Annotated in this window: 19 protein-coding genes; 8 read left to right on the top strand and 11 right to left on the bottom strand. The window is 46.8% G+C overall.

Annotated elements, in window-relative coordinates:
• Positions 1-48: 48 nt before the first annotated feature.
• Entirely contained in the window at positions 49-627 is a 579-nt protein-coding gene (locus OW491_RS10620; protein WP_290035929.1) for a DUF1415 domain-containing protein, read from the bottom strand.
• Between the two features lie 110 nt (positions 628-737).
• Between OW491_RS10620 and OW491_RS10615 the strand changes: the two genes are divergently transcribed.
• From OW491_RS10615 to phoR, 4 genes are all read left to right on the top strand, one after another.
• A complete protein-coding gene (locus OW491_RS10615; RefSeq protein ID WP_290035928.1) occupies positions 738-1,301 on the top strand; it encodes a chorismate lyase in 564 nt (187 codons plus the stop codon).
• Positions 1,302-1,316: 15 nt separating this feature from the next.
• Positions 1,317-2,207 carry a 4-hydroxybenzoate octaprenyltransferase gene (gene ubiA / locus OW491_RS10610; protein WP_290035926.1) on the top strand — a complete coding sequence of 297 codons (891 nt, stop codon included), beginning with the start codon at positions 1,317-1,319 and terminating at the stop codon, positions 2,205-2,207.
• Positions 2,208-2,282: 75 nt separating this feature from the next.
• On the top strand, positions 2,283-2,978 hold the full coding sequence (phoB, locus tag OW491_RS10605) for a phosphate regulon transcriptional regulator PhoB (protein WP_075174079.1): 696 nt from the start codon (positions 2,283-2,285) through the stop codon (positions 2,976-2,978).
• Between the two features lie 18 nt (positions 2,979-2,996).
• The gene (gene phoR / locus OW491_RS10600) at positions 2,997-4,316 is read left to right on the top strand and encodes a phosphate regulon sensor histidine kinase PhoR (protein ID WP_290035925.1); all 1,320 of its coding nucleotides are present in this window, start codon (positions 2,997-2,999) and stop codon (positions 4,314-4,316) included.
• Positions 4,317-4,326: 10 nt separating this feature from the next.
• On the opposite strand, the gene cysZ is transcribed toward phoR, so the two are convergent.
• Both cysZ and OW491_RS10590 read right to left on the bottom strand, forming a co-directional pair.
• A complete protein-coding gene (gene cysZ, locus OW491_RS10595) occupies positions 4,327-5,073 on the bottom strand; it encodes a sulfate transporter CysZ (RefSeq protein ID WP_075174077.1) in 747 nt (248 codons plus the stop codon).
• Between the two features lie 21 nt (positions 5,074-5,094).
• Positions 5,095-5,322 carry a hypothetical protein gene (locus OW491_RS10590; protein ID WP_075174076.1) on the bottom strand — a complete coding sequence of 76 codons (228 nt, stop codon included), beginning with the start codon at positions 5,320-5,322 and terminating at the stop codon, positions 5,095-5,097.
• 174 nt (positions 5,323-5,496) lie between these two features.
• On the opposite strand from OW491_RS10590, the gene OW491_RS10585 reads away from it, so the two are divergent.
• Positions 5,497-6,453 carry an NADP-dependent oxidoreductase gene (locus OW491_RS10585; RefSeq protein WP_290035923.1) on the top strand — a complete coding sequence of 319 codons (957 nt, stop codon included), beginning with the start codon at positions 5,497-5,499 and terminating at the stop codon, positions 6,451-6,453.
• 65 nt (positions 6,454-6,518) lie between these two features.
• On the opposite strand, the gene OW491_RS10580 is transcribed toward OW491_RS10585, so the two are convergent.
• From OW491_RS10580 to OW491_RS10560, 5 genes are all read right to left on the bottom strand, one after another.
• On the bottom strand, positions 6,519-7,181 hold the full coding sequence (locus tag OW491_RS10580) for a hypothetical protein (RefSeq protein WP_290035920.1): 663 nt from the start codon (positions 7,179-7,181) through the stop codon (positions 6,519-6,521).
• A gap of 8 nt (positions 7,182-7,189) precedes the next feature.
• A complete protein-coding gene (locus tag OW491_RS10575; RefSeq protein ID WP_075174073.1) occupies positions 7,190-8,179 on the bottom strand; it encodes an ATP/GTP-binding protein in 990 nt (329 codons plus the stop codon).
• 201 nt (positions 8,180-8,380) lie between these two features.
• On the bottom strand, positions 8,381-8,806 hold the full coding sequence (locus OW491_RS10570) for a hypothetical protein (RefSeq protein WP_075174072.1): 426 nt from the start codon (positions 8,804-8,806) through the stop codon (positions 8,381-8,383).
• A gap of 7 nt (positions 8,807-8,813) precedes the next feature.
• Entirely contained in the window at positions 8,814-9,071 is a 258-nt protein-coding gene (locus OW491_RS10565) for a hypothetical protein (RefSeq protein ID WP_075174071.1), read from the bottom strand.
• Positions 9,071-9,679, bottom strand: a complete 609-nt coding sequence (locus OW491_RS10560; protein ID WP_075174070.1) for a YjaG family protein — start codon at positions 9,677-9,679, stop codon at positions 9,071-9,073. Before OW491_RS10560 ends, OW491_RS10565 begins: the two co-directional genes overlap by 1 nt.
• Before the next feature lie 236 nt (positions 9,680-9,915).
• Here OW491_RS10560 and OW491_RS10555 point away from each other — a divergent pair, with 236 nt between their 5' ends.
• From OW491_RS10555 to msrB, 3 genes are all read left to right on the top strand, one after another.
• The gene (locus tag OW491_RS10555) at positions 9,916-10,467 is read left to right on the top strand and encodes a TRAP transporter small permease subunit (RefSeq protein WP_215151596.1); all 552 of its coding nucleotides are present in this window, start codon (positions 9,916-9,918) and stop codon (positions 10,465-10,467) included.
• Positions 10,464-11,843, top strand: coding sequence for a TRAP transporter large permease subunit (locus OW491_RS10550; RefSeq protein ID WP_075179552.1), 1,380 nt, complete (start codon positions 10,464-10,466; stop codon positions 11,841-11,843). Before OW491_RS10555 ends, OW491_RS10550 begins: the two co-directional genes overlap by 4 nt.
• Positions 11,844-12,028: 185 nt before the next feature.
• Positions 12,029-12,514, top strand: a complete 486-nt coding sequence (gene msrB / locus OW491_RS10545; protein WP_075174067.1) for a peptide-methionine (R)-S-oxide reductase MsrB — start codon at positions 12,029-12,031, stop codon at positions 12,512-12,514.
• Positions 12,515-12,516: 2 nt separating this feature from the next.
• Here msrB and OW491_RS10540 read toward each other — a convergent pair whose 3' ends face one another.
• The 3 genes from OW491_RS10540 to OW491_RS10530 form a co-directional block, all read right to left on the bottom strand.
• Positions 12,517-13,329: a nitrate- and nitrite sensing domain-containing protein gene (locus OW491_RS10540; protein WP_290035917.1), complete on the bottom strand. Its 813-nt coding sequence runs from the start codon at positions 13,327-13,329 to the stop codon at positions 12,517-12,519.
• Positions 13,329-14,435 carry a methyl-accepting chemotaxis protein gene (locus tag OW491_RS10535; RefSeq protein WP_290035916.1) on the bottom strand — a complete coding sequence of 369 codons (1,107 nt, stop codon included), beginning with the start codon at positions 14,433-14,435 and terminating at the stop codon, positions 13,329-13,331. Before OW491_RS10535 ends, OW491_RS10540 begins: the two co-directional genes overlap by 1 nt.
• Before the next feature lie 333 nt (positions 14,436-14,768).
• On the bottom strand, positions 14,769-15,851 hold the full coding sequence (locus tag OW491_RS10530; protein ID WP_215151593.1) for a TRAP transporter substrate-binding protein: 1,083 nt from the start codon (positions 15,849-15,851) through the stop codon (positions 14,769-14,771).
• Positions 15,852-15,948 lie beyond the last annotated feature (97 nt).

Genomic DNA, 15,948 nt, shown 5'->3' with positions numbered 1-15,948 from the left:
GCGACTAAAACTTAGGGCTAGCTTCACGCTACAATCGCGTCTTATCAATCAACAGTAGTCCTTAAACGGCGGGAATAGCTCAATCAGCTTATCCCGTCCTAACGCTTCCAAATGTGCAATATTGCGTTCTGGTATAGCTTCGGGATCCTCTATGTGTTTGAGCACCTGCTCCATCTGACCCTCACGAATAATATGAATCATGGGATATGGAGAACGGTTGGTCCAATGGCTGAGATCATCCTCTGGCGGCCCTGCAAATAAATAACCAGGATGAAAACTAGCCAGCTGAAAAACGCCTTCAAGGTTTGCTTGGGTCAATAGACGTTGGCATTCATCAAGCAACCCTAGGTATTCATAAAAGTCGGCTACTGCATTGGGAAAGATGACTAACGTAGTAGCGATATCACGTTCATTGGCTTGATTAATAACTAACAACTCGTCAACAAACGCTTCACACGCTAAACGGGTGTCTTCGCTTTCAACTACGGCATAACGCAAGGTCTCTTGTCTCACAACCGGCGCTGCAAAAGGGCATAAGTTAAGTCCAACGACCATAGTATTTACCCAACGACGGGTTAACGCTTCAACGCTGGCAGCTGTATTTTTGTGTGCTTTGTCTGTACTCATACCGCGCATGCTAATCGATTATGTGACGCGCCTCCAGCAACAAACGCTCAAGGCTTGGGATAGCCGACGCTTAAGCGTAGAATACCGTCCTCAGATAAAGGACCTGATTTGTGGATATCCGCGCCAAATTACTTCAAACGCCCTATACCGCCTTCCCGGCACCCGTATGGAAGGAACGTATTCGATTATCAACCATCGATGCCCCCGCCGTATGGAAGCCGTGGCTAATGGACAGAGGGTCTCTGACACAACATTTGGTGAAAGCCAGCCATCAGCAGTTTTCGGTACAATTACTGAGCCTTGCCTGGCAGTATCCGAGCATTAGCGAAGCGCAAGCTTTGGGAATCCCCCTGCGCCACAAAGCATTAGTACGCGAGGTGATACTTAAAGGTCGGAATGAGGCCTGGGTTTTTGCTCGCTCGGTGATCCCTGCCAGTACCCTGACAGGCAGAGAGCGACAACTACACTTAATTGGCCAACGCTCACTAGGATCTGTGCTATTCAGTGATCCAACTATGCGGCGTGGCCCCTTACAAACGACTTCGATCCAGGTAGATTCTCATACATTGTGGGCTAGACGCTCTGTCTTTCGTTTATCGAACAAGCCTTTGCTTGTAGCTGAGGTTTTTCTTCCGGCGCTTGAGCAAGTACACTACAGTCCTTCTCGTTATTAGTTTAAGGCCTTTGTCATGTCTCATGTCGCACCTCGCCCTGCACTAACCTTACGTGAGCGTTTAGCCATCTATACCCAGCTTACGCGCTTCAATAAGCCTATTGGGAGCTACTTACTACTCTGGCCAACGCTTTGGGCGTTATGGATTGCGGCCGACGGAGTTCCTCCGCTTAGCTTGCTCATTATTTTTATTGCGGGGGTCTTTATAACGCGCTCAGCTGGCTGCGTGATTAATGATTATGCCGACCGGCATATCGACGGACATGTAAAGAGAACAGCTGAACGCCCCTTAGCTCTCGGGCTAATTAGCAGTAAAGAAGCGCTCATGCTGTTTGCTGGGCTGATGCTGCTCGCTTTTGTACTAGTTTTATTCACTAACCGCATGACGATTTGGATGTCTTTTGGCGCATTAGCGTTAGCATCGCTTTATCCCTTTATGAAGCGCCATACCCACCTGCCCCAAGTGGTACTTGGCGCGGCTTTTGGGTGGGCTATCCCTATGGCCTTTACTGCCGTTGACGAGACTTTACCATTGGTTGCTTGGCTGATTTTCTTAGCTAAGCTGCTCTGGACCGTTGCTTACGACACCATGTACGCCATGGTAGATCGGGATGATGATATAAAAATCGGCGTAAAATCGACCGCTATCCTATTCGGCAAACAGGACAAGCGGATCATTGGGCTATTACAGATAACCACATTGTTAGTTTTACTATTAGTAGGCACATTAGAAAGCATGACGTGGCCTTACTATGTAGGGATCGTTATAGCCGGCGTGTTTTTTGTTTATCAGCAAAATCTTATTAAGGATAGGGATCGCACTCGGTGCTTTAACGCCTTTCTGAACAACCATTACGCCGAGTTAGCGGTCTTTGTTGGGATTGTCGTACACTTTATGACAAATTAGTGGCTGGCTGTAACATTTTTGTCATAATAAAATACTGTAATACTCGCGACTTATTACAAGCGTAGAGGCTTAGACATGTCTACAAGCAAACAAGTGCTAATCGTCGATGATGAGGCGCCCATCCGCGAAATGATCGCGGTTGCACTCGAAATGGCAGGTTATGAGTGTATTGAAGCAGAAAATGCTAACGATGCTCACGCGATCGTGATTGATCGACAACCTGATATGATTTTGTTGGATTGGATGATGCCCAACATCAGCGGCATTGAATTAGCCCGCCGCTTACGCAAAGATGAAACAACTGCCGATATCCCCATTATCATGCTGACGGCCAAAGGCGAAGAAGAAAACAAAGTACAGGGCTTAGAAGCGGGTGTAGATGACTATATCACCAAGCCTTTTTCTCCTCGCGAACTGGTAGCTCGATTAAAAGCTGTTTTACGCCGTGCTACGCCTAAAGGCATTGAAGAGCCAGTGACGGTTGAAGGCTTAACGCTTGACCCTATCTCGCACCGTGTAACCGCCGAAGGCAAAGCCATCGATTTAGGGCCGACTGAATTCCGATTATTGCAATTCTTTATGACCCATCAAGATCGGGCCTACTCCCGCGGCCAATTATTGGATATGGTTTGGGGCGGCAATGTGTATGTTGAGGAACGGACAGTAGATGTCCACATTCGTCGCTTACGCAAAGCATTAGGCAATGAACATGACCACCTAGTACAAACGGTGCGAGGAACTGGGTATCGTTTTTCAACACAAGTAGCCTAAACACGAGTTGTATCCCCTATGCAGAGAGTCCCCCAAGCCGCCGTAGGCAGTTTATTTTTATTTGTCGCTGTATCTGCAACGGTAGGCTTATTCATAGGCTCTGTTAGCTGGGGAATGGTTGCTGGGTTAGGACTTTGGATTTTTCTACAACTACGTCAAATAGGAAGGCTGCAAACCTGGTTGCATAAATATGATTCTGAGGTTCCCGAAGCCGAGGGCATATGGGGCGACATCTTTGATGACTTAGCACGAATTAAAAAGCGTCACCATAAGCAACGTAGTGATCTAAAAGAGATCATCAAACGCTTTCAACGCTCTTCGGCAGCACTACCCGATGCCGTTGTTATTATTGATAAGCATAATAATTTAGAGTGGTGGAACCGCGCAGCAGAACGCTTGTTAGGCTTTAAACATGTGTCTGACCGTGGAATGCCGGTTATGAACTTGTTGCGTGATCCTCGCTTTATACGTTATTACCACAAACGTAAATATGACGACCCTCTGCAGCTACCTAGCCCTGTCCTCAACGACACCACCTTACAGTTCCAAATAAAAGAGTTTGGTGCTAGCGATCGACTGTTAGTAGCCCGTGATATCACTCGCTTGGTGCGTTTGGAACATACCCGACAAGACTTTGTGGCCAACGCTTCTCACGAGCTACGCACGCCATTAACAGTCATTCGAGGTTATCTGGAGACTTTTTTAGACCAGGACCTCCCCAAACCTATGCAGCGAGCTCTGACACAAATGCAGGCCCAATCAAGCCGCATGGAAGGCTTAGTCTCTGATTTATTATTACTTTCTCGTCTTGAGTCTAGCCAGCATATTAACGATGAAGTCCCTATCAACATTCATCAGATGCTTATCACTATCCATCATGATGCAGAAGTGATTTCACTCGATAAGCAACATCAGATAACGTTAGATGTCGACTCTGAGTTTGACCTGTTGGGTCAGCCCCAAGAACTCCATAGTGTATTCTCGAACCTCGTCTTCAACGCAGTGCGGTACACACCGGAAAAAGGCTTGATTAGTATTAAATGGTTTGTCGATGAGCAAGGCGGGCATTTTTCGGTTACAGATAATGGTATTGGTATCGACTCCATCCACCTACCACGTTTAACGGAACGGTTTTATCGCGTCGATGAAGGCCGTTCTACCGCCACCGGCGGCACGGGGCTAGGATTAGCTATCGTGAAGCATGCGTTATACCGTCACGGAGCTCAATTAACTATTGAGAGTCAGCTAGGGAAAGGCAGTACTTTTATCTGCCACTTCCCCCCTGACATGCTGTATTCAACTCAATCTCGTATAGCCCAGCAAAAAAGTGCGACCTGAGCGGGTCTATTCACACACCAGCCACCGCTCGTTCGACGTGTTCCTCAACCCAATATAAAGTCGCCCCTATCACAGCGGCAGGCATAACAATCAGGTTTAAAATAGGAATCATAGTGCCAAACTGCACGACGGCACCAAAACTGATAGAGGTGAGACGCCGCTCGGCTAAGAGCTGAGTCATTTTTTTAAAAGTCACCTTATTATTATCCATCGGGTAATCGCAATACTGGATCGACATCATCCATGCCCCAAACAAAAACCATAAAAATGGAGCAATAATGTTTAAAACAGGGATGAAACTAAACACGATGAGCAAGAACAAGCGCGGCAAATAGTACATCATCTTGGCTAACTCACGCCCTAATGCACGTGGGATCATTTTTACAAACTCGCCCCAGCCCTCATCCGTGACTTCGCGCCCTCGACGCAGTTGCTCAATCTTTTCGGATAGAAAACCGTTAAATGGCGCAGCAATAAGATTGGCGACTATCGAAAAGCCATAATACACCACGACAAGCACCAGCAATGCGAAGAGCGGCCAAAGCAACCAATCCAAAAATGAAAGCCACTCAGGCAGATACGAAAGCCAGTAGTCGACCCATACATCAAACTGATCCATCAGCAGCCAAATAGCGCCTGTAAACAACAATATGTTAATAATCAGTGGTATTAATACGTATTGCCGGATACCGGGCTCAGGCAGCATGCTAAAGCCTCTAAATAAGTACCCAACCCCTTTAACTGGATTACCCTTCATTTACTCTCCTTAGTTAACCCATTACAGCATCACAAACAATGTTACACGAATCACAACCGCCACTATCATCATGGCTAACCCAATACGGTTAACTTTATTTTCAAGTGGATTAAAAACGATTGTAGGTTGCCAAAATTGCAAAATCGATTTTACATCTTTGGTTCGCCCAGCATACATACCAAGCGATATAAGAAAAACGATCAGACCACCCCAGAATAGAATCGGTTCAAGAACAGCTAAGAAATACATCATGGCTCCTTACATTAAGCACAGATAATAAGATGGCAACACTGTAATGCGCGCCAGCTAGCCTATCAGAATTGATTTGTTGAGGCTGCACAGCTAGGCTCATCTTACATGCCACTTTGGCCGCATACGATCCTTTTATCGTCTGTCATTACGTTAAATAATAAGAGGTTACTCATGAAAGCTATCCGCCTTGACCAGTTCAGCGAAGTCGACACATTTGCGACACATCTCACTGTACAAGAGGTTCCAGAGCCCGCTCTAGAAGCCGGTGAAGTGCTGATCCGAACACTGGCCGCAGGCGTTAACCCTATCGACTACAAAACCTGCATTGGGGGCGGAGCTTCTGCCTTTATCGGTGACTTGCCCTTCATTCCCGGATGGGAGTTTGCCGGTGAAGTTATCGCATGCGGCAGCGATGTAACCGGGTTTGATTCTGGCGATGCTGTTGTCGGCTTTATTCGCTTTCCTGAACGCGCAGGGTGTTATGCCGAGCGCATAGCGGCACCTGCCGACCAAATAGCCCGTTTACCCAAAGGCGTAGCACCAATCACCGCAGCAGGAGCTGCGTTAGCAGGCTTAACAGCGTGGCAGGCGCTCTTTGATAAGGCTAACTTACAACCACAACAGCGCGTACTGGTGATGGCCGCTGCAGGCGGTGTAGGTCACCTAGCCGTTCAATTAGCCAAATGGAAAGGCGCGCATGTTGTAGGTACTGCGTCACCGGCTAACCATGACCATTTACTGGCTTTAGGGTGTGATCAGGCCATTGATTACCGTGACGAATCAGCCCTTGAAGCGCAGGCACCGTTCGATCTCATTATTGACGGGGTTGGAGGTGAAACGGGTATTAACGCCATTGCGTTGCTCGCCGCCACAGGCACATTAATCACGTTGCCCTCTGTGACAAAAGATCAGGTCATAGCCGCTGCGGAAAAAGAAGGTAAAAAAGCGCTACCCATTCGAGTTGAACCCAATGGTCAGCAGTTGGCAGAACTACTGGCGCGTATCGAGCAACAAGAACTAACAGTCACGGTTGCCGAAACATATCCGTTGGCCGAAGTAGCACGTGCTTTTACGCAAATAGCAACAGGACACACTCGCGGGAAAGTGGTACTAACACTAGACAATTAACCGGCTGTTACGCAGCGGTGCTTACTCACTATAAAAGTAAGCGCCGCTAGTTTATTTGGCAGCGGTTAACGGTTTGCAGAGAACGCTTTAACTGTGGTTACTGATTTTTTCAGAAACGCAGAACGGTCATCTTTATCATCAATTTCACGAGCTAGTTGCTTAAGCAACTCAGCTATAGTTCCCAACCTAACACCATGTTTGGCCCGCCATGTGTCATAAGCATCGTCAAAAACGATACTCACCGCCGGGCCTATATAATCAGCCATCAAATCACGCAATTGGTTCATCAATGCCCTCAGTTGCGCCTCAATTGCAGGGTTATTTTTCACAGCAGGTCGACTAGCCGTTGATGTATCGGGAGCGACGCTAGGCTCTGGTTCTGTTACCGGTGCTATTGCTTCAATAATAGTCGGCATTACGGACCGCACACTGGTGTTAATCAGCGCCATGTTGACTTCTTTTTCTGTCAGCATAATAAGGACCGTTTTATCGTCAACTACATGCCCCATCAACAAGCATTCATCAAGCTCAAAAATAATCTCTTTGTGGTCTGATCCAATGGAATGAATCGCATTGAAGATTTGATGCGCTACACGCGAGGCGCTTCCCATATTGGTATCCAATATTTCGGGGAAGGTGGATGCCAGTATAGAATCTGGTGTCGCAACACAACTGTGTTGAATGCTACCTAATTGCTCTAACTCTTTTAATAATTCGATCATAGACATAGCGATACTCAACCCCACTGCAACAGATCATCAACCTGCTGTTTCAACGTCCTGATTGAAACACGGTTTGAGGTTTGAACTCCCAATGTTTGATCTCCCTTGAAAAACACGGATACGTTATCCTCTGTACTGCTTTTCAGCGATACACTTCTTACCTGCCCTAAATCCGAGGCTTCTTCAAAAACAGTAATCACTCCGGAAACGAAGCCTACAAAATCATTCATTTCAGACGATTCAATTGACGACGTAATTACCTCGCCCATGCTGTCCGTCAGTGCGGCACCACGTACCCCTTGGAAATTCATTACATCATCAACAATTGAGTCTTTCACGACGATCTCAGCCCCTTGGTAAGTGTCCACTTCATAGTGCGGCTCTTCCGGTTGAACATCCGTCTCTTCCAGTACTCTATTTTCATCTCGAATAGTCGCGTCTTCCAATAATTGCGACCAACCATCAAACGACATTTTATCGGCCAGCATGCGCTGTACGAGCGGTAATACAGAACTACCTTTACGCGCGTCAATAAACTCAACCGTGGCATCAATCCCCAAGGTTTCAAGTGTCGCTTGGTACTCTTCTAATCCAGGTTCGGCCCGCAAATCGGAACGTGTTACCCCAACAATTACAGGTTTACGGGCGATCAGTTCAGCAAACTCTGCCGCGTAATATTTTAGGTCCTGCATAGGGTAGTTACGGGTGTTATCTACGAGAAAAATAATACCCGCACAATCGGCGGCTAAGTTATTCGCTAATAAATCCCACATGAAGCGAAATCGCGACTGACCCGGTGTTCCGTACAACAAGATGGACTCGTCTGCACTAAGGTTCATACAAGCATAGTCCATAGCGACCGTTGTTGTGGCTTTTCGTAATCCGGTTAAATCACTTGCCGTCGCCTCTGTTTCTATATTCTGATCATGCTCACTTAACGATCGAATAGCGGATGTTTTACCCGCCCCAACCGGGCCAATAAATAACAGTTTATGGTGTTGCATTAAACTAGGTCCATGCTGACTAACACTCTTATGCGATGTGTTTTTCTTATTCTTATTAATGACCTACAAAAGCCTGTCTTTAGTAGCGGACAGTTAAATGCTTTGCGATAGGTGTATGGAAAATAGCCTATAAAGCAGTATTTTTGAAGTAAATGACGAGCGATTATGCGGAATAATGAACAGAATGTAGTCAGGATATGCTTATTGGCTGCAAAACTGGGAGACTTGGCGCATCAACATGCGGCAAGCTTCACCGCGAATATTCCGATCAATGCACTCATACTTAGCCCAATGCTTGTCGTCTTCGCTGGGCACTTCTTGAAACGCGGGCACGCCTTCGCACAAAGCACTATTGGGCGCCGCTACGGCCAAACAATTTTTAAGAAATAACCCTGAGCTCACAGAACATCCAAACTCTTGGCAACCATCAAAATCAGCAAGGGTACGAGTTAGACACGCATTTTGATCATTCTTTTCGCCAAATAAGCGTCCTGCTTGTTGGCTCTGCTCTCTTTCTAACGAACGCTGCTCGTTAAAGTTAGCCACTATCTCCGCTTGGTTGCTCCACAAGTAGCCCGCGAGTACTGCGACAACCACGAGAAACCCTACAAATAGCTTTGCAAACATGGAGATATTAGCCTCGTTTATACAAACCAACAACGCAACAGCACAGACCTACAACGGCTAACAGCATTCCGCCATTTACCTGCAAGGGATGCCGCATCATAAAAGGAATAAAGGGATGAGTTTGAGAGTCATCACATAGCTGACGCAGGTAATCAAAGGAGCCTCCTTGCGCACGACAACTATCGACGAGGCTATATTCATAAATATACCCCCCCATTAGCAGCACACAAGGCACAATTAAGAGCAACAACCCCAACTTAAGCATTAATGGTCATCATCACTGATTCCAATGTTACTAAAGCCTTGATTACGGGCAAGTTCACGTAAGTCTGAAACAAAAGCTTTGGTCATGGTTTTAGTCGACATAAGACGCTCAATGACTTCTTCGTGGAACTCATCTTCCTGAACCATAAGGTCATGATTAGAAATCAGCCGGATTATTTGCTCATCCGACATTTGATCATCGCCCTCACTCAGTTCGATAAACATAGCCACGCATTCACGCGATACATTACCCACCGCAATGGCTTCATCGACATCGGCTTCTAAGATACAAACCAACGTTGAATAAAGTGACACAACCGCATCTAACGCTGGAGAGGCACCGTACATCTCGTACTCATCTAAGTCGGGCATATTAGCCTCAACTTTGTCGAGCTGTACTTCAAAATTCATTTTAGCCCCACCTGGAACCAAGGACTGCCATACACCATCCAGAATGGTTTCTAGCTGAGTGGTATTACCAAACTCAACTAATTTGCTAAACAGAATGAAATTGGGAAATTGTCGTTCAGTTAGCGCTGCGCAATAAGCCGCTAGTTTACTATGATCCAGAGAGCGAAGTTGTGGCTCAACAGGCAGTCTATCAGTCATATACAGATCTCGGCGTTAGATGGTGACGTGTCTATTGTAAGGGTTTTAGCGGAATTTGCAGCCAAAACACTCAGTAAAGCCGGTGGAATTACGGATAAATCTCATGATTTTTTACTGTTATACTACTTATATTCATTAAAACGAGTATGTTTCGCCGATAACGCGCAAGATCGCGCTTAAAAGCAGAGCCCGAATAACAACCTCAAAACACGTAACTTGCTAGTAAGAGAAAAATAATGCAAAGCAACCGCTTAAGTCAGCTCGTGAAGCTGCTTGACGGCCTCAGCGAGTGGACAGGACGAGTCATTTCTTGGCTTACCCTACTGATGGTCGTCGTGACGTTTATAATTGTTGTCATGCGCTATGCGTTCGACATGGGTAATATCGCCCTGCAAGAATCTGTGATTTATATGCACAGCTTTGTTTTCTTACTTGGGGCCGCTTATACCCTCAAGCATGATGGTCATGTCCGTGTTGACATTTTTTATCGCCCGGCCAGCGAACGCACTAAAGCCGTTATCAATATTATTGGCACCTTGTTTTTGCTGTTCCCCGTTTCAATCTTTATCGGTTATATCTCTTGGGAATATGTCTCTACCTCGTGGGCACTCAAAGAGGGCTCTCAAGAAGCGGGCGGCATTCCCTATCGTTACCTCCTCAAAACTACATTAATTGTGATGCCTGCACTCATTGTATTACAAGGAATCGCAGAGCTAGGCCGCAGTGCTTTAGTCTTGCGCGGCGAAAGCCATCTCATTGAGGAAAATGTAACGGAGCACCCACTATGACCGAGTATTTATCGCTTTTATTGTTTGTGGCGGCAGTCGGTGTCCTATTAATGGGCTATTCCGTTGCGTTTTCGTTGGCAGGCACCGGGTTATTATTCGCCGGTATAGGTGCTGTTACTGGCCATTTTGATACCGTTTTTCTTGAAGCTATCCCCAACCGTTTATTTGGTGTAATGAATAACGAGGTACTCATTGCAGTGCCGCTATTCGTATTCATGGGCGTTATGCTCGAAAAGTCAAAAATAGCTGAAGAGCTATTAGATACAATGTCCGTTATGTTCGGGCCGATGCGTGGCGGTTTAGGTATTTCTGTAACTGTAGTAGGTATGTTGCTGGCCGCGAGCACAGGTATTGTGGGCGCAACGGTTGTTACCATGGGCTTGTTGTCATTGCCGACAATGCTTCGCCGTGGTTATGACCCACAAGTGGCTACCGGTGTTATATGCGCGTCAGGCACGCTAGGCCAGATCATCCCTCCTTCAATTGTACTCGTTCTCTTAGGCGACGTGATTAGTTCGGCGTACCAGCAAGCACAATTGGATCAAGGCATCTTCTCACCCGAAACGGTTACAGTAGGCGATTTATTCCTAGGGGCCTTAGTACCTGGGCTACTACTCGTTGCTGCTTATATTGCTTACCTCATTGGCAAAGCTATTTTCTCACCGCACACGGTTCCAGCTATTCCTAAAGAAGAACGTGACGGTGTCACTAACTTAGGCGCACGCATTCTAAAAGCACTGGTACCACCCATTCTGTTAATTGGGTTGGTTTTAGGCTCTATCTTAGGCGGCTTCGCGACCCCTACGGAAGCAGCAGCAGTCGGCGCCGTTGGTGCGATAGCCCTATCCATATTTAATGGCAGCTTCTCTCTTAACATTATGAAAGAAGTCATGCGCTCAACCACCCAAGTCAGCTCTATGGTCTTTATCATCTTGGTAGGCGCATCCATATTCTCACTCGTTTTCCGTGGCTACGGCGGCGACGACATGGTCCGGGACTTTTTAACCGATTTACCGGGCGGTGTTTGGGGCGCATTGGCAATGGTAATGCTGGTGATGTTTATCTTAGGGTTCTTCCTCGACTTTATCGAAATCACCTTTGTCGTGGTACCTATCGTCGCTCCAATTTTGTTAGCCATGGGGTTAGATCCTATTTGGTTAGGCATCATGATTGCCCTTAACCTACAAACCTCTTTCTTAACACCGCCGTTTGGCTTTGCGTTATTCTATTTACGCGGCGTAGCGCCAGACTCAGTAACCACTGGGCAAATTTATCGCGGTGTCATTCCGTTCATCATTATTCAATTAATGATGCTCGCACTGCTGGCTGTATGGCCTTCTTTAGCCACATGGTTACCCGAGATAGTTTACGGTTAATAGCTCTTCATCTACGTTTTTTACAAAAGCCGTCATCTGACGGCTTTTTTATGCCGGCAAGAACCGCGCAGACTGAGGACTACGACAGCACTATATAACCCAAGCCTTTTATAACTTTATGTTTAAAAGGAACCCTACGGGTTAAATAGTGACAAAGAATGTAGAGATAAACTGGAGATAAGAACATGAACAGACGCCGTTTTTTAACCCAAACGAGTTACTTGATCGCGGCAGGTACCTTAGCCACAGTCGCCCCATATTCATTGGCGAATGACAAACAAACCTTCGAGATCATGCGCTCAGAAAAAGAATGGCGCGCTCTACTGACTGACGCTGAATACGCAGTGATGAGGGAAGAAGCGACAGAACGCCCCAACAGCAGTCCTTTACTACACGAAAAGCGTGCGGGGATCTTCCATTGCAAAGGCTGCGATTTAGCCCTCTATGATGCAAGCACAAAATATGAAAGTGGTACTGGCTGGCCGAGCTTTTATCAAGAGCTACCAAACGCAGTAGCAACCAAGGAAGACAGGAAGCTATTTAGCGTCCGTACCGAGGCTCATTGCCGACGTTGTGGTAGTCATCTCGGACATATATTTGAAGATGGTCCAGCCCCTACCGGCTTGCGCCACTGCTTGAATGGCATCTCATTGACGTTCCAACCGGCCTAAGGCTAGTTGGGGCACTTTAGCTGGCTAATTTCTTGGTCTACTTGTGCAAAGATACTGTCTAAGGCGCGCGTGGCTAACGCAAAGTAGTTTTGAGCATCGAGTAATTCGCCATCTACTTGTGTCATGCTTTCAAGTACCGATAGAAAGTGACTAATTGGCTCCCCAGCTTCGTGGCCAGAGTTCGTTGATTGGCTTGGTGATAACATGGCACTCACAATTTGCCCGTGCAAATACAGCAAACGAATGCGAGCCACACTATCACAGTGTCCCGCCGCAGACACACCCGTACCGATCGCTCTTGCTTGACCCACGTATTCTGCCGCTTGTAAGACTTGCATTAGGCGTACATTGGTTGAAGATGTATTCGCTGCTGACTCTAACGAATGCGCATCAGCTACGTCTTCAATTAAATAAAGGAAGTTAGTAATCAGCTTATTATGTTGCGTTAAATTACTCGCCAAACCCAATGTCTCATACTGCCCATTAAGACGCGACCAATGATCGGTGATTCCACGAAAACGGCTGTTATTCATAAAGCCATCAAGCATGGCTATATCCGCCAATAAGCGGGAAATGTCGCGCTCAAGCGTTTCTATTTGACCAATTTGAGAATGATCACCGCCAAGATAACCGGTGGTTAAACCTCGATGCTGCTGCGCTTTAATCAGCACCTCTACTAACCGCTTGATGTAACTAATGCCCTCTACCTTTTGATGGGCGGCGTATTTTTTTAGCCATCGCACCCGTAAAAAAACGCCCGCGACAATCACAAGACTTAAAATGACAACCACAAACACACCAGTTGATATAAGCATTATGTCTCCTGAGAGCTACTGTCTGTTAAATGAAGAAGATGCTTAGCTACAAATGATACTTGGTCCGCCATATAATTATTTTCATTAGACTTTTCAACCACATGCCCTACCTGTTCCGAGATTTCTTCTGATGCACACCGCTGCTGACTCGCAGCATTAGAAATTTCCGCGATATTACTCGCGACGTCGGCAGAGCTATGTACAATTTGCAGCAACTGCTGATCGGTTTGCTGAGTTCGCTCCACCGATTGCTGTGCAACTAATGTCACTTGCGACATAGACTCGCGTACACGCCCCATTTGATGCGTCACAGAATCAATCGTTTTAGAGATATCACGCGCACTGTTTTGCGATAACTCGGCTAGGTTTCTTACCTCATCAGCGACTACAGAAAACCCTCGGCCATGTTGACCGGCTCGTGATGCCTCAATCGCCGCATTTAAAGCCAATAAGTTAGTTTGCTCAGCGATGTTACTCACCAACGCCGACATTTTAGCCACCTTGGTCGACTCGGCTTCGAGTGTCGTCAGCTGTTGCTCCGTTTGGCTTGCTAATGATTCGACATGCTCAACATCGCTTTTGACCAAATTAATACTCACGCTACCCTGCTGAGCTAACTCTCCCGCTTGGGTAGCCAGCACCAACACCTCGTCTAAACGCTCGACCATACTGGTGACATTTTGCCTAATTTGGGTAACAGCAACGGCCATAGACTCAGTTGCTTCTGTTTGGCCATGCGTATTAGCGGCCATATGTTCAGCATGCGCTGAAAGCTCAGCCGCCGAGTGCGCTATTTCGGCAATAATGTCCTGCGCCTCTTTCGCTGTCCGATTAGCCTCCTTAGTAGAGGTAAGCACATGCTGATCGACCATACGCCGCTCTCGTGGCATCGCTGAGCCCAAAGAGGAGTGATTAGCCGTTTGTTCCACAAGCAACGTGGAAAAGCGCTCCCTATCCCCTTTTAAGCTCCACAAATATGCCATCATTAATAGCAACGCCACACTTTGCAGAAAAACGGCTAGATACAGATCCGCTAACCCAATAGCGATAGCAACCGATGCACTTGAAAATAGGCCAACACCCCAAACGGTGATTGGACTGCTCATTGTTTTACAGAAAGACCTTTGCCACATAACACAACCGTAGGATTCAATGCTCATATGGTATGACAAGCAAGTTCTGCACCAGCAAGATAGCACCAGCCACTAGAGTTAATTCGCTTAAATTAGGGTATACACGTAACGCAGAGCCTAAATTAATAGACGATGTGAGGGCTTTACGCGTAAATGCTCAACAACTCTCTAGCGTACACATCGGCCGACGATACTAAACGGGACATTCAAATACATTAGTGCAGCGTCACGCCCTATAAAGGCGCACAAAAAAGCCGACTCAATAGCCGGCTTTTGAAGTTGTGCACTCAATTAATGCATTGAGGGTTAAGCGAGGGGGTTCCGAGCATTTAAGTAAGCTTGCTCAGAAACTTGGTGCCACTTAGTCGCTTGATCACGGAACTTAACGAACGAATCAAATACTTTCTTCGTAATCTCGTCCTTGGACGCTTCTTCTGCTACCACTTCATCAGATAACGCTTTAATTTTATTTAATACATCATCTGGGAATTTACGCAGCTCAACACCGTGGTCATTCACTAATTGCTCAAGAGCACGGTTGTTCTTCGCCGTGAAGTCAGCCAGCATATCTTGGTTCGCAACACGAATCGCCGTGCGCACAAGCACTTGCAAGTCTTCTGGCAGCGCCTCTAATGCTTCTTTGTTGATAAAGCATTCCATTGTAGAACCCGGCTCATGCCAGCCTGGGTAGTAGTAATACTTCGCTGCTTTATACAAGCCAAACGCCAAATCATTGTATGGACCAACCCATTCAGTTGCATCGATAGCACCTGATTGCAGTGATGGGAAAATCTCGCCGCCGGGTAATAGTACCGGGGTACCGCCCGCACGTTTAAGTACCTCACCGCCTAGCCCAGGCATACGCATTTTTAGGCCTTCTAGGTCAGATACCGTGTTAATCTCTTTATTGAACCAACCGCCCATTTGTACGCCTGTGTTACCAGCGGCGCCAGGTACAAGACCAAACGGTTCGTACACTTCTTCCCACAACTCCATACCACCGCCGTGATACAACCAGCTGTTCATCTCTTGCGCAGTCAAGCCAAATGGGACAGATGTAAAAAACTGTGCCGCACGACTCTTGCCTTTCCAGTAATAAGCAGCCCCATGACCGAGCTCTGCTGTACCGCGAGACACCGCATCGAAGATTTCCAATGCGCCAACTAGCTCTTTAGCGCCATAGACTTTCACTTGGATACGGCCACCGGTCATTTCACCGATTAACTTGGCTAAGTAATTAGCGCCTGTTCCTAATCCAGGAAAGTTTTTTGGCCACGTAGTAACCATTTTCCATTTATATTCTGGCGCGGCTTGTGCCGTGCTAGATACCATTGCACCTGCAGCAACTGACGCGGCACCGGCACCTTTGAGAAATTGACGACGCTTCACTGGTCTACCCCTTTATTGTTTTATTTGAGTATAGCAATCTGAAAATACCATGCACTTTAGACCCCTGCAACGCTGGGGTACAGTCGTCTGAATACGT

Source organism: Neptunomonas sp. CHC150 (genome assembly GCF_030397555.1).
Classification (GTDB): domain Bacteria; phylum Pseudomonadota; class Gammaproteobacteria; order Pseudomonadales; family Balneatricaceae; genus Neptunomonas; species Neptunomonas phycophila.
This window is presented reverse-complemented; position numbering and strand designations above follow the sequence as displayed.

What these genes read in the sequence shown, in the direction of transcription:
- OW491_RS10620 (WP_290035929.1), bottom strand. Translation starts at nt 627, where the DNA reads ATGAGTACAGACAAAGCACACAAAAATACAGCTGCCAGCGTTGAAGCG.
- ubiA (WP_290035926.1), top strand. Translation starts at nt 1,317, where the DNA reads ATGTCTCATGTCGCACCTCGCCCTGCACTAACCTTACGTGAGCGTTTA.
- phoB (WP_075174079.1), top strand. Translation starts at nt 2,283, where the DNA reads ATGTCTACAAGCAAACAAGTGCTAATCGTCGATGATGAGGCGCCCATC.
- phoR (WP_290035925.1), top strand. Translation starts at nt 2,997, where the DNA reads ATGCAGAGAGTCCCCCAAGCCGCCGTAGGCAGTTTATTTTTATTTGTC.
- cysZ (WP_075174077.1), bottom strand. Translation starts at nt 5,073, where the DNA reads ATGAAGGGTAATCCAGTTAAAGGGGTTGGGTACTTATTTAGAGGCTTT.
- OW491_RS10590 (WP_075174076.1), bottom strand. Translation starts at nt 5,322, where the DNA reads ATGTATTTCTTAGCTGTTCTTGAACCGATTCTATTCTGGGGTGGTCTG.
- OW491_RS10585 (WP_290035923.1), top strand. Translation starts at nt 5,497, where the DNA reads ATGAAAGCTATCCGCCTTGACCAGTTCAGCGAAGTCGACACATTTGCG.
- OW491_RS10580 (WP_290035920.1), bottom strand. Translation starts at nt 7,181, where the DNA reads ATGTCTATGATCGAATTATTAAAAGAGTTAGAGCAATTAGGTAGCATT.
- OW491_RS10575 (WP_075174073.1), bottom strand. Translation starts at nt 8,179, where the DNA reads ATGCAACACCATAAACTGTTATTTATTGGCCCGGTTGGGGCGGGTAAA.
- OW491_RS10570 (WP_075174072.1), bottom strand. Translation starts at nt 8,806, where the DNA reads ATGTTTGCAAAGCTATTTGTAGGGTTTCTCGTGGTTGTCGCAGTACTC.
- OW491_RS10565 (WP_075174071.1), bottom strand. Translation starts at nt 9,071, where the DNA reads ATGCTTAAGTTGGGGTTGTTGCTCTTAATTGTGCCTTGTGTGCTGCTA.
- OW491_RS10560 (WP_075174070.1), bottom strand. Translation starts at nt 9,679, where the DNA reads ATGACTGATAGACTGCCTGTTGAGCCACAACTTCGCTCTCTGGATCAT.
- OW491_RS10555 (WP_215151596.1), top strand. Translation starts at nt 9,916, where the DNA reads ATGCAAAGCAACCGCTTAAGTCAGCTCGTGAAGCTGCTTGACGGCCTC.
- OW491_RS10550 (WP_075179552.1), top strand. Translation starts at nt 10,464, where the DNA reads ATGACCGAGTATTTATCGCTTTTATTGTTTGTGGCGGCAGTCGGTGTC.
- msrB (WP_075174067.1), top strand. Translation starts at nt 12,029, where the DNA reads ATGAACAGACGCCGTTTTTTAACCCAAACGAGTTACTTGATCGCGGCA.
- OW491_RS10540 (WP_290035917.1), bottom strand. Translation starts at nt 13,329, where the DNA reads ATGCTTATATCAACTGGTGTGTTTGTGGTTGTCATTTTAAGTCTTGTG.
- OW491_RS10535 (WP_290035916.1), bottom strand. Translation starts at nt 14,435, where the DNA reads ATGAGCAGTCCAATCACCGTTTGGGGTGTTGGCCTATTTTCAAGTGCA.